Genomic DNA, 12,360 nt, shown 5'->3' on the forward strand with positions numbered 1-12,360 from the left:
TTGTCCGTTACATTTTTTTGGAGGGCGGAGTGTATAAGGTCATACCATCAGGGAGCCGACGCATAGCAATAGCGCCTACGCCAACGGTGCATCGATTGCCAACCGTAACCTTTGGCATAACGCGAGCCCCCGAGCCTAGGAAGCACGCCTCACCCAATACAGCAAACCCCATGACGTCCACATGCGCACTAAGCGTGCTGTAGTGTCCGATACGTGCATCGTGGCCAACCGAAGAACACGCATTGATTGTCACGAAATCGCCTACATGCGCATCGGCCGAGACGAGGGACTGCGGGCAGATGATTACCCCTTGGCCCAGCTTGGCGGTCGCAGCAATCACTACGCTGGGGTGAACGATTGTGGCGAATTTTCCACCTACCGCACGCAGTTGCTCAGCCAACGCATACTTGGCGACAGGACTCCCCACCGCGAGCACAAGCTCAATATTATCGGCATGACGATACTCCTGCGGTGTCCCGAGGTAGGGGGCATCATAGTTGAAGCCATCGAGACATGCGGGGTTGCTATCTAGAACTCCGACAACATCGCCTCGCGCCTCACCCGACGCGATCTGACGAATCCATGAGATAACCTCTCGGCCGAATCCGCCACCACCAACAACTACGTAGCGTTTCATTAGCGCACCGTAAATCCACCGTCAACAACCATCGTCGTACCGGTAATCCAACGCGCGGCCGGTGAAAGCAAGAACACTGCAGCAGAAGCTACATCGTCCGCATGCCCGAAACCCAGCAAATGCTTTGCTTCGTAGGCCTCCATGGCTGCGGGAGGCAGCGTGCTCGCCAAGCGCCCATGCATTGCCGTCTCAACTGCACCGGCTGCAATGCTGTTGACGCGAATACCGCGAGGAGCCAACTCAACAGCCAACGAACGCATCATGCCGTCCACAGCGGCCTTGGAAGCGGAATACGCGGTCATGCCCGACTGCCCACGCAATCCAGCGGCAGAGGACATGATTACAAAGGCTCCCCCCTCTTCTCTCACCACACCTTTCAACGACAGGGCACGGGCAATCCCGAAGGCCGGAAAAACACTCGACGCAAAAATCTTGTCGAGATTCGCGCGCTTCGTCATCTTGATGGGAAGTAGCAATTCAAGACCCGCCCCATGAAATACCCCATCAACGCCACCGACCGCAACCGCTGCTTCTTTGACAGCATCGGCAGTTGTGTCTGCATCTTGGAAATCGACAACGACGGGCGTATGCGGCACATCCGTGCCCAACATCGCGACCGTCTCACACGTACGAGTCTCGTCTCGCCCCATTACGACCAGAGACGCGCCGCATGCGGCCAAGGCAACCGCAGTTGCTCGACCAATACCTGACGATCCACCGGTAATCAAATAACGCTTTCCAATCAGTGCTTGGCGATCAAACAGCATCGTAGAACTCAGTTTCGTTGCAAGATAACGGGCCAACGCTCATCAAAGCGGAACCCCAAGAGTAGCCCACTCCAAACCCCGCCATCAGCAAAGTCATGGGTGATGCAGCGAGCTGCTCGCTCAGGTTCGTGGTCATGAGCAGCGGAATTGACGCGCAACTCGTGTTGCCGTACAGGTCGATGTTGGTATGAAATTTTTCCGCGGGAATTTTTGACTTGCGCGCGAGATGCTTCAGCATGAACTCATTTGCCTGGTGATAAAGAACACCGTCAACTTCATCGATTGAGCGCTTAGCCACGGACAGCGTATCTGCCATCAAAGGCGGTACCGAACGCAAAGTGAAGTTGAATATCTCTCCTCCGTCCATGAAGAGACAGGTCGGATCACGGCCGTTGAGACGCTCATCTTTAGTATTGCTCTCTCGATATGCTCCCTGAGGAATCAAGAGATTGGTTGCGCCACGACCGTCCGTACCCACGACAAACACGCTCGATTCAGCCTGCGCATCCAGCTCAATCGCTGTCGCGGTACCCGCGTCCCCAAACAGCATCGCAGTAGCGCGATCCGAGGGCGACACTGTGCGGCTGATCGTATCGCCGGCCAACAGCAGCACCCGGCGCGAACCCGCCCTAATCAGGCTGGATGCTAGCCATAGGCCATAAGTGTAGCCAGAGCATCCCAAATTGACATCGAACGCAGCACAACCGATATCCAGGCCTAAACGCCCTTGTAATACACACGCCGTCGCGGGAAGACGGTAGTCGGGCGTTTGAGAGACAAAAACCAAGGCGTCAACCGTTGATTTGTCCCAGTTCAACCGTGTGAGCAGCGTGTTGGCCGCCTGAAAACACAAGTCGGAAGCTGTAACCCCCTCTTCGACCCAATAGCGCCTACGCACACCGATCATCTTGACGACGTCGCGAACTGACTCCTCTCCGAACTCTACTTCGAAACGTCGATTGTCAATCTCACGACGCGGCAACACCGATACCACGCCACGAATGGCGACACCGTCAAGGCGGTGGGCGCTACCAGACGCTACCCGGTTACTCATGCCGTGGCTCGAGTGATCAACGCTTCAATATCGGCAACCGTTGCGCACTTGCCCAACGCCGCACCGTCCAGCGTCACGTTAAACAGTTCGTCCACAATCGCGATGGTCGATACCACAGCAAGCGAATCCCAACCGTGGTCGTGCAGCGCCAATTGCGGGCCAACGGTCGAGGGATCGATCTCCAGAATCTCGGCCAGTTCTGCGTATAGCTTTTCCAATTTCCTCTCCAATCAATAAAGGTAGTTCGTCAGTAATCGATGATAGTACCGGCCCAAGACAATCCGACTCCGAATCCCACCACCATGATCCTGCGACTACGCCCCGTCACCTGCGGCAACGAACTAAGTGCGATCGGGATAGTTGACGACACGGTATTGCCACAGTGCTCCATATGAATGACAAACTTGTCCTCTGGGATTTTGCACTTCTTGCGCAAGCTCTCCAGGATGAACGTGTTTGCTTGGTGAAAGACAACATGATCGAGGTCATCCACCGCAAGTCCTGCTGTCTCCAGCAATTGCCTAACCAATGTGGGTACCGCCTTCAATGTGAAGGCCATTACCGCGGCACCATCCATTTTCAGGTGATTCTCAGTGCGCACATTGCCGGAAGTATCTTCGTACTCTACGGCAGACGCCTCATTACGGGCGTGACGAGCCCCGCCCGTTTTGACGATGAGGTCTTCCGCGCCCTCGCCATTCGTGCCAAAAATGAACGGTCCAATCGCGTCACCTTCGCTTGGGTGAGCCTCGATCAAGGTTGCGGCTGCGCCATCGCCGAAAATGGTGCGTACGCTCTTGTCACGCGGATGGATGAATTTTGTATAAGTGTCGGCCGTCAGCAAAAGAATGCGACGAACGCTACCCGCCTCAATCAAACCCTTTGCCAGAGAGAGGCCATACACGAACCCCGAGCAACCGAGGTTGAAATCCAAGGCGCCAATATCCTGACGCAAACCCAGCCTGCTTTGCAGGACACATGCCGTCGTCGGCAGAATGTAATCCGGTGATTGTGTGCAGAACAGCAGAAAGTCGATCGATTTCCGGTCGATTCTATGCTCGGCGAATAGCACCTCTGCCGCACCAAACGCCAAGTCTCCGGCCGTTTCATGAGGCGCGGACACTCGCCGCTCAGCGATACCGGTCTTGTTCAGAATTTTCTCTGCCGACCACTCCGGAAACAGGGCCGCCAGCTCTTCATTGTCAAGAACCGGGATCGGTAGGTAGGTACTGATAGCAGCGACTTTAGCTTTGATCATCTCTCATCTTCATAGGCTCAGAGCCCGAACGTCGCGCGCCTTAACGCGGCGCAGACTACGCCTGTTACCAGAACATTCCCCCTTCCCGGGGAGAGGGCTGGACACTTGCGCAACCCACCTAGACTCGACGGCCTTGTGCGCATTCCGGCACCGGACAAACCAACGACAATTTGTGCACACTGGCGTGTCCCGCTGCGTTGGGGCGTCAGTATAAATGATCCACTTTTGCACGGACCCCTTCGTCGCCGTCTACAAGCGCATCAAGCAGCACCAGCGCGAACACTCTCTTGTCATTGCGGGTACTTGCCAGCGTTTGACAACCCCGCATAAAATGATGGACTGCGCGGGCGTCGTATAATGGTAATACCCTAGCTTCCCAAGCTAGAGCCGTGGGTTCGATTCCCATCGCCCGCTCCACCGAATAGTCTGAAGCCGCCCTCGGCGGCTTTTTTGTTGCCTGCTCGCCCCTCATTCCACCGACGGGCAAACGGCACGGGATCTCCATGCAGCCCATCGAACAACCGGGCACCGGCCCCGACGACATCACGCCGGAATCGCACGACACCAATACCGCGGAAGGCGACGAAACGGGCGCGGAAACCGGGCACCCACGCCGCATCCGCTCGTTCGTGCGCCGGGCCGGCCGCACGTCGACCGGCCAGCAGCGCGCCATCGATGAACTCGGGCCCCGCTTCCAACTGCCCTACACTGCCGAGCCGCTCGACTGGGAAGCCGCCTTCGGCCGCACCGGCGCCAAGCGCATCTTCGAGATCGGCTTCGGCATGGGCGAGACCACCGCGCACATCGCGCAATTGCGCCCGGACGACGATTTTCTCGGTGTGGAAGTGCATGAGCCGGGCGTTGGCGCACTGCTCAAGCTGATCGGCGAACGCGAGATCGGCAACATCCGCATCGTTTCGCACGATGCGGTGGAGGTGCTGGCGCAGATGATTCCGGAAGGCACGCTTGATGGCATCCACGTGTTCTTCCCCGACCCGTGGCACAAGAAGCGCCACAACAAGCGACGCCTGATCCAAAGCCCGTTCGTGGCGCGTCTAGCGGCCCACCTGAAGCCCGGCGGCTACTTGCATTGCGCGACCGACTGGGAGGAATACGCTCACCAGATGCTGGAGGTGCTGTCCGCCGAACCGACGCTGGAAAACACCGCCGACGGCTTCGCGCCGCGCCCCGACTACCGCCCTGTCACCAAGTTCGAAAAACGCGGCCTGCGCCTCGGGCACGGCGTGTGGGACGTGGTCTTCCGCAAGCGCGGCTAGCCGTATCCGCGCACGCTAGCCCGCGTTAGCGTGCGCCGAAATGCGTATCGCCGAAGAGGTTCTTGGCGTGGCGCGGGAAAGCGCGCCAGTATTGCGGCGGCGCCTTGACCGTCGCGCCCAGTTCGGCAGCCGCAGCCCAGGCCCAGTGCGGGTTGTAGAGAAAGGCCCGGCCGACGGCGACCAAATCCGCACGCCCTTGCGCAACGATGGCCTCCGCCTCGTGTGCTTCGTTGATGAGCCCAACGGCGATGGTGGGGATGTCCGCTTCGTGGCGGATCTTCTCGGCGAACGGCACCTGATAGCCCGTAGAGAGCGGAATCTGCTGCAGCGGCGACACACCGCCTGACGACGCATCGATCCAATCGCAGCCGCGCGCACGCAGTGCCTGCGCAAATACCACCGAATCTTCCGGCGTCCAACCGCCCTCCACCCAATCGGTGGCAGACACGCGCACGCCAACCGGGATGTTGTCCGGCACCACGGAGCGCACGGCGTCAAAAATCTCCAGCGGATAACGCATGCGGTTCTCACGCGAACCGCCGTAGGCATCCGTGCGCTGATTGGCGATCGGCGACAGGAATTCGTGCAACAGATAGCCATGCGCGGCGTGCAGCTCGATGGCCGATAACCCCAAACGCACAGCCCGGCGCGCGGTATCGACAAACTGGTCGCGCACGCGGGCGAGGTCCGCATCGGACATCTCGCGCGGGGCGCGCTCTTCAGGGCGCTGCGGCAACGCGGACGGACCCATCGTTTCCCAGCCGCCGGCATCGAGCGCCAACAATGCACCGCCTTCCCAGGGCCGAGCGCTTGAAGCCTTGCGGCCTGCGTGCGCGATCTGCATGCCGATCGGCACCAGCGCGTTCTGGCGAATGGCAGCAAGCGTGCGCTCAAGCGCGGCTTCGGTCGCGTCGTCCCACAAACCCAGGCAACCGTTCGTAATGCGCCCTTCCGGCGACACGGCGGTCGCCTCGATCATCAGCAACCCGGCCCCCGAGAGCGACAGGCCGCCCAAATGTGTGTGGTGCCACGCCGTAGCTTGGCCGTTGACGGCCGAGTACTGGCACATCGGCGAGATGACGATGCGGTTCTCAAGCGTGAGACCGCGCAAGGAAAAAGGCTGGAAGAGAGCACTCATGATCGGGAGATTCGGCAGTCAGCGGCTGGCTAAAGAAACCGCCAGTGTGTCCGAATCCGCCCGATCGTGCAGACGGTGCGAAAGCCTCGCACCGAGGAAGGGAAATGCTCGCCGGTGGCTTAGGCTTGCCAGGCGATGAGGTGCGTATAAGCCGTCACCAGAACGATGACCCCGAAGATGATCCGGTACCAAGCAAAGCCGCGGAAATCATGCGTGGCAATGAACTTCAGCAGCCAGCGCACGCAGAAGAACGCCGAGATGAATGCGGCCACAAAACCGACCGCGAAGATGGACAGATCGTCAGCCGACAGCAGCGCGCGCGACTTGTACAGCTCGTACACCGTCGCGCCAAAAATCACGGGAATCGCCAGGAAGAACGAGAACTCCGTGGCCACCTTGCGCGACAGCCCGAACAGCAAGCCGCCGATGATGGTCGCGCCCGAACGCGACGTGCCCGGAATCAGCGCGAAACACTGCGCGAAGCCCACCTTGATGGCATCGGAGATGCGCAGGTCATCCAGCGTTTCAATGCGTGGCGCGCCAGCCTTGGCGGCTTCGAGCAGTGCATTGGCGCGCGGATCGTGCGTCTCGCCGCGATGACGTTCGCGCCATTCGGCCCACAGAATCACGAAGCCCCCGAGGATGAACGCCGACGCCACCACGATCGGGTTGAACAGATGCGCCTTGATCGCCTTGCCGAAGATCAGCGCAAGCGTGATCGCAGGAATCGTCGCCACGATCACGTTGATTGCAAAACGCTGCTGGCGCGGGTCATTCGGCAACCCCTTGATCACGTCGATGATCTTGTGACGGAACTCCCAGCACACCGCTAGGATGGCGCCGAACTGGATCACGATCTCGAAGATCTTGCCCTTCTCGTCATTGAAATCGAGCAGTTGGCCAGCGAGGATCAAATGGCCCGTGCTGGAAATGGGAAGGAACTCGGTCAGACCTTCGACGATGCCGAGAATCAGCGCTTTGATGGCGAGTGCGATATCCATGCAGTAAGCAAAGAGGGAAAAGAAAATGAAGCGCTGGGCGCGCAGCAGGACTCAGGGCCGCTTGGCCTGAACGTGCACGCCTTCGGGCAAAACCGTGATTGTACCGGGCTCTACGGCCATGCCAGCCACTTTCAGCTGTTCGGGCTTGAACGTGTAGACGGCGTAGTCGCTGAGCAGTTGGCCGGCAATCAACGAACCGATCGAACTGATCTGCGGGCCGATGCCGCCGGGCACGTTCTGCAAATCGAAGCGATCGACAGTGGGCTGATCCAGGCGAATCGAATGCGTGGGCGAGTCGTAATGCAAGCCGCTGGATACGGCCAGAGGCCCCGTCAGCGGCTGACGGAACAGACCGCTCTGCACCACAGCGTCCGCCTGGATGGCAATGCGATTGCGCGCGGGGTCAAGCGACACCTGCGGGTTGGACAATGTCACGTCAAAGAAGCCGAGAAAGCGCCGCTGGAACGGAAACTTGCCCGCAAGCGCGTCCTGCATCTGGCCGCGGGAAAAGGTGTAGCCGTCACCGGTCCAGCCGGTCGGCATGCAAGCCACGAGTGTGACGGCAATGGCCACTGCAACAGCGGCTGCACCGGCCCACCAGCGGACGCGGTTGGAGCGGGCGGCAGGTTTCGTGGAATCAGTCATGGTAAATCAGTGCGCTGCGGTAGCGATTTCAAGTCGGGTCAGAAAGTGCATGGCATGGGTGGCCGAGCGGCCGCACATGTCGGGCTCGGGCTGCAGACTACCGCACACCGCCGGACGTTCCGGCTGGCCGAAGATACGACAACCGTTGGCCTCGTCCAGTTGCGCGCAGCGCACGCCTGCCGGCTTGCCGTTCGGCATGCCAGGAATCGGGCTGGAGATGGAAGGCGCGATGCAGCACGCGCCGCAGTGGGGTCGACAGTCCATGCTGTCCAAGTCAACGAAATCGGGGCGGAAACCGCTATTGTGCACCAGCACAATCGAGGCCCAGTCTGATTGACAATGCCGATGCTGCTTGACCCACCCTTGCGGCATGCGTACATTAATGACCGGAAAGTAAGTTATCTGTGAGTCAGTGATCGTGCGCACTGACTGACCCCCTACCGCCGTGACTGATCAAGATTCCGAGTCTTCCTCCAAACGCTGGACCCGCCGCAAAGAGGCCCGCCCCCAAGAATTGGTCGCCGCCGCGCTGAACCTGTTCGTGGCGCGCGGCTACGCGGCCACGCGGCTGGAAGATGTGGCCTCTGCAGCTGGGGTATCCAAGGGCACGGTCTACCTGTATTTCGCCAACAAAGAAGAGCTGTTCAAAGCCGTTGTGCAGGAAAACCTGGTGCCCGCACTGGCTGAGGGCGAGGCCCTGATCGACAGCTTTGATGGCACCAGCGAAGCGCTGCTGCACGAGATTCTGATGGGCTGGTGGGAACTGATCGGCGAATCACCAGCGTCGGGCCTCACCAAGCTGCTGATGGCCGAATCGGGCAACTTTCCCGACTTGGCGCAGTACTACCACGAAGAAGTCATCGAGCGCTGCGACCGTTTGTTCGCGCGCATCCTCGAACGGGGCATGGCCCGCGGCGAATTCCGCGACGTCAACATCGACCTCACCACGCTGACCATGGTCGCGCCGATGATCTTCCTCATGATGTGGAAGCATTCGTTCGGCCCGTGCTCGCACCGGGAGTTGGAGCCTAAGGCGTTCATCGCCCATGTGGTGTCGCTGCTGCTGCACGGCGTGCTTCGCAATCCAGTGACAGGCGCAGTGATTCCGCCGCCGCCCGCCCTCACCGCACAACCGTGGCGCACGTTGCCAGAAGGTCCTGGCAACCCCGATGAAGGCGCCGCGTCATGACAATGTCTGCCGGAATGTCCTCCGGACTTGCTAAAATGCCGGGTTTGTCGTCAAACCCTCATTCGCATTACTCGCTCCGCGTGGAAGGCATGCCCATGGACATCGAAAAATCCCGGTTCAACATGATCGAGCAGCAAATCCGTCCTTGGGACGTGCTCGATACCGACGTTCTCGACCTGCTCAGCGTCGTCAAACGCGAACATTACGTGCCTGAGGCCTACCGCGCGTTGGCCTTTGTCGACATGGAAATCCCGCTGGCCGGCGGCCAGAACATGCTGGCTCCGCGCGTGGAAGCCCGGGTGCTGCAGGAACTGGCTGTGCGCAAGCATGAGGACGTGCTGGAAGTGGGTGCAGGTTCCGGCTACATGGCCGCCCTGCTGGCCCATCGCGGCCGCCAAGTCACCACGCTCGACATCGTGCCGGAGCTCGTCTCCTTTGCCCGCGACAATCTTTCGCGCAATAGCGTAACCAACGTCGACGTGGTCGAAGCCAGCGGCGCGCAGGGCTGGGGCGATGGCCTGTACGACGTCATCTGCGTATCGGGCTCGGTGCCCGCCGTGCCGGAAGCACTGCTCAAGCAGCTCAAGGTGGGCGGTCGCCTGTCGATCTTCGTGGGCGGCGCGCCGGTCATGGAAGCACAGCTGATCACGCGCATCTCCAACACCGAATATCAGACGCGCAACCTGTTCGAGACCTATGTGGCGCCGCTGGTGGGCGTTCCTGCACCGTCGCTCTTCCGCTTCTGATCCATCTCGGCTCCCCAATCATCATGCAACAGCTCGCTCCCACCGCCCTCGCCCAATGGCTCGCCGACGCATCGCGCGCGAAGCCCGTCCTGCTCGACGTGCGCTGGACGGAGGAGTTGGAGATCTGTGCCATTCCCGGCATTACGCACATTCCGATGGACCAGATCCCGGCGCGTGCCAGCGAGCTGAATGCTGACCAAGACATCGTCTGCATCTGCCACCACGGCGGACGCAGCGCGCAGGTTGCGCAGTATCTGATCACGCAGAGTGGCTTTGATGCCGCGCGTGTCTACAACCTGCAAGGCGGCGTCCACGCCTGGGCTAACCAGGTGGACCCGCAGATGGCGACGTACTGATTGGGGAAGCCGCCGCCGGGCACAAACCTGTTCACCGTCGACGGACTCTGAACAGGCTCTGACGCGCCCGCGCTGCCTTCCGAACGCGAACGTTTCCTCCTCGCTCGGGGGCTTTATGACTGTTGCTCGCAGTAGCCGTACGCGGATGGCCGCGCGCGGTTCGCTTGTTGTGCTGTGCTGTTCCATGATGCCGATGTTCGCGTGGGCGCAGTCCCAACCGAACACGGCGGCCGCGACCGACCTCCTCTCTGCCTACCGCGCCGCGCTGGCCAACGATCCGCAATTCGCATCAGCCCGTGCGCAGTCGCTCGCGCAACGCGAGAAGCTCACGCAAGGCCGAGCCGGTTTGCTACCGCAGATCGGCGGCGCCTGGAGTTCCACGCGCGTCATCTTTGATCAAACCGCTCCGGCCGAATTCAACAAGACGTTCTCGTCGACGGGCTGGACGCTGTCGCTGTCGCAGCCGCTCTTCCGCTGGGACCGCTGGGAAACCTACAAGCAAGGCGAAATTGCTGCGCAGGCCGCCGAGGCCTCGCTCGCGCAAGCGCAGCTCGACCTCATCACGCGTACGGCGCAGGCCTACTTTGACGTGCTCAACGCGCAGGACACGTTGCAGCTCGCCACCGCGCAACGCGATGCGATCCAGCAGCAGTACGAACAAGCGCGTCGCAACTTCGACGTTGGCAACGCCAACATCACTGACGCAAATGACGCACAGGCCCGCCGCGATGCCATCGACGCCAGCGTCATCGCCGCACGCAGCGATTTTGAGATCAAACAATCGGCGCTCAAGCAGATCATCGGGGAGCCCGTTGGCACGCTGGCCGGCGTGCGTCCAGGCGTCACGATCCCCCAGCCTGAACCGGCTTCAGCAGAGCCTTGGGTGGACCAAGCGCGCAGCAGCAACCTGCAAGTGGCGCTGGCGCAGTACAACCTGCAAAGCGCGGAGCGCGATGTGAAGAAGGCGACCGCAGGTCATCTGCCTTCGGTCGATCTGGTGGCGCAGACCGGCCACACCAATGCGAGCGGTAACCAATATCTGCCCTCGCTGCCCGGGGGCGCGCGTTTTGACAGTTCACAGATTGGCGTGCAGGTGTCGATTCCGATCTTTGCGGGCGGTGCGATCCAGTCGCGCGTGCGTGAGAACATCGCGCTGGAAACCAAGGCCGCGAACGACCTCGAATTTGCCCGCCGCTCTGCCGAGCAAGGCGCACGGCAAGCGTACATCGGCGTCATCGCAGGACTGGCGCAGGTGAAGGCGCTGGAAGCAGCCGAGCTGTCGGCGCGCACAGCGTACGACTCCAACCAGCTTGCCTACGGCGTGGGCGTGCGCATCGGCACCGACGTGTTGAATTCGCAGGCGCAGCTCTTTCAGGCGCGGCGCGATCTGGCACGCGCGCGTTACGACACCATCGTCAACGGGCTGCGGCTGAAGTCTGCCGCCGGCTCGTTGAGTGAGGCAGACGTGATCCAAGTGAACACGCTGCTCACAGCCAACGGTTCGAGCGATATCACCGCGTTGCCGCCGGCAAGCGCCAAACCCGAACTGGCGAAACGTGCCGGCAAATCGGCCAAACGCTGATCAGTGTGTCTGGCCGCGCGGCGGCAGCGGCCGCTCGGCAAACTGCAGCAACGCGCCGCTCGTGGTCTTCCAGATGACTTGGCGGCCTTGCTTGCCGTTGGCCGAGGGCTGCATACCGACGGTCGCCAGGGGCGATTTGAGCGCCTCCAGGAACGCAGTCTCCAGCTCCATACGCGCCGGGTCGCACGCCATACGCGTTGACACCAGGTTGCCGAAGCGCATGCCCGAAGCGAGCTTCTCGTACGGCCCCGAGAACCGATTGCAGCCCGAGTAGCCGGACACCACGCCGTTGGCCGCCTCCAGGCCGCCACTGAATTCGATCGAGATCGGCTGCGTAGCCGGGTCAGCATCGTCGCCCTCGGCGGAAGGCAATTCCTTCGGCGCGGCGCCCGACTCTTGCCAACGCACGAGCACGAAACGCGAGCGGCCTTCGCCCTGCGCTTGCGCGAGCGTCGCCTGGCCCGGATTGGGCGCTGCGCTAGCGGGTGTTTGTTTGGTTTGAGCGGCCGGCGCTGACGCGGCTACGGGGGCCGCCACAGCGGGCGTGGATGAAGGTGTCGGCGTCATGCAGCCGGCACCGATGATGGTGGCGGCGGTTACTGCGGCCAACGCCATGGCGGTCAGCACCACACGGCGCGGCGTTCGCAGCAGGCTCGGCTTGGGACGATTCGGTAGGGACATGAACGGGTCGTGAACGGTGACGGAATGCA

General features: G+C 61.2%; 15 protein-coding genes and 1 tRNA gene. 6 read left to right on the top strand and 10 right to left on the bottom strand.

The annotated features are described in order from the left end of the window. Positions 1–7: 7 nt before the first annotated feature. From M1D44_RS10795 to M1D44_RS10815, 5 genes are read right to left on the bottom strand one after another with little or no spacing between them, the layout of a single operon-like run. On the bottom strand, positions 8–637 hold the full coding sequence (locus M1D44_RS10795; RefSeq protein ID WP_080693660.1) for an acetyltransferase: 630 nt from the start codon (positions 635–637) through the stop codon (positions 8–10). Next, positions 637–1,401, bottom strand: coding sequence for an SDR family NAD(P)-dependent oxidoreductase (locus tag M1D44_RS10800; protein WP_024976389.1), 765 nt, complete (start codon positions 1,399–1,401; stop codon positions 637–639). Before M1D44_RS10800 ends, M1D44_RS10795 begins: the two co-directional genes overlap by 1 nt. Beyond that, positions 1,394–2,458, bottom strand: coding sequence for a ketoacyl-ACP synthase III (locus M1D44_RS10805; RefSeq protein WP_024976390.1), 1,065 nt, complete (start codon positions 2,456–2,458; stop codon positions 1,394–1,396). The genes M1D44_RS10800 and M1D44_RS10805 overlap by 8 nt, the downstream gene beginning before the upstream one ends. Further along, positions 2,455–2,676 (bottom strand): acyl carrier protein, encoded by a 222-nt coding sequence (locus M1D44_RS10810; protein ID WP_024976391.1) that lies wholly within the window; start codon positions 2,674–2,676, stop codon positions 2,455–2,457. Before M1D44_RS10810 ends, M1D44_RS10805 begins: the two co-directional genes overlap by 4 nt. A 29-nt stretch (positions 2,677–2,705) precedes the next feature. Beyond that, positions 2,706–3,716: a 3-oxoacyl-ACP synthase III family protein gene (locus M1D44_RS10815; RefSeq protein ID WP_037031659.1), complete on the bottom strand. Its 1,011-nt coding sequence runs from the start codon at positions 3,714–3,716 to the stop codon at positions 2,706–2,708. Between the two features lie 343 nt (positions 3,717–4,059). Here M1D44_RS10815 and M1D44_RS10820 point away from each other — a divergent pair. Next, a tRNA-Gly gene (locus M1D44_RS10820) sits at positions 4,060–4,133 on the top strand. A gap of 86 nt (positions 4,134–4,219) precedes the next feature. Further along, positions 4,220–4,993, top strand: a complete 774-nt coding sequence (gene trmB / locus M1D44_RS10825) for a tRNA (guanosine(46)-N7)-methyltransferase TrmB (protein WP_112185557.1) — start codon at positions 4,220–4,222, stop codon at positions 4,991–4,993. Positions 4,994–5,018: 25 nt separating this feature from the next. On the opposite strand, the gene M1D44_RS10830 is transcribed toward trmB, so the two are convergent. From M1D44_RS10830 to M1D44_RS10845, 4 genes are all read right to left on the bottom strand, one after another. Continuing rightward, a complete protein-coding gene (locus tag M1D44_RS10830; protein ID WP_316853249.1) occupies positions 5,019–6,131 on the bottom strand; it encodes an NADH:flavin oxidoreductase/NADH oxidase in 1,113 nt (370 codons plus the stop codon). A 119-nt stretch (positions 6,132–6,250) separates the two neighbouring features. After that, positions 6,251–7,132: an undecaprenyl-diphosphate phosphatase gene (locus tag M1D44_RS10835; RefSeq protein WP_024976395.1), complete on the bottom strand. Its 882-nt coding sequence runs from the start codon at positions 7,130–7,132 to the stop codon at positions 6,251–6,253. A 51-nt stretch (positions 7,133–7,183) separates the two neighbouring features. Next, positions 7,184–7,777, bottom strand: a complete 594-nt coding sequence (locus tag M1D44_RS10840; RefSeq protein WP_316853248.1) for a DUF1439 domain-containing protein — start codon at positions 7,775–7,777, stop codon at positions 7,184–7,186. Positions 7,778–7,783: 6 nt separating this feature from the next. Continuing rightward, positions 7,784–8,041 (bottom strand): YkgJ family cysteine cluster protein, encoded by a 258-nt coding sequence (locus M1D44_RS10845; protein ID WP_112186019.1) that lies wholly within the window; start codon positions 8,039–8,041, stop codon positions 7,784–7,786. 181 nt (positions 8,042–8,222) lie between these two features. Between M1D44_RS10845 and M1D44_RS10850 the strand changes: the two genes are divergently transcribed. The 4 genes from M1D44_RS10850 (at position 8,223) to M1D44_RS10865 (ending at position 11,650) form a co-directional block, all read left to right on the top strand. Continuing rightward, the gene (locus tag M1D44_RS10850) at positions 8,223–8,966 is read left to right on the top strand and encodes a TetR/AcrR family transcriptional regulator (RefSeq protein WP_112185563.1); all 744 of its coding nucleotides are present in this window, start codon (positions 8,223–8,225) and stop codon (positions 8,964–8,966) included. Positions 8,967–9,061: 95 nt separating this feature from the next. Further along, the gene (locus M1D44_RS10855) at positions 9,062–9,712 is read left to right on the top strand and encodes a protein-L-isoaspartate O-methyltransferase family protein (protein ID WP_024976399.1); all 651 of its coding nucleotides are present in this window, start codon (positions 9,062–9,064) and stop codon (positions 9,710–9,712) included. Between the two features lie 23 nt (positions 9,713–9,735). After that, positions 9,736–10,068: a rhodanese-like domain-containing protein gene (locus tag M1D44_RS10860; RefSeq protein ID WP_316853247.1), complete on the top strand. Its 333-nt coding sequence runs from the start codon at positions 9,736–9,738 to the stop codon at positions 10,066–10,068. Between the two features lie 145 nt (positions 10,069–10,213). After that, positions 10,214–11,650: a TolC family outer membrane protein gene (locus M1D44_RS10865; RefSeq protein WP_112185565.1), complete on the top strand. Its 1,437-nt coding sequence runs from the start codon at positions 10,214–10,216 to the stop codon at positions 11,648–11,650. On the opposite strand, the gene M1D44_RS10870 is transcribed toward M1D44_RS10865, so the two are convergent. After that, a complete protein-coding gene (locus M1D44_RS10870; protein WP_316853246.1) occupies positions 11,651–12,331 on the bottom strand; it encodes an META domain-containing protein in 681 nt (226 codons plus the stop codon). Positions 12,332–12,360 lie beyond the last annotated feature (29 nt).

This window comes from Ralstonia sp. SA306, from assembly GCF_054792405.1.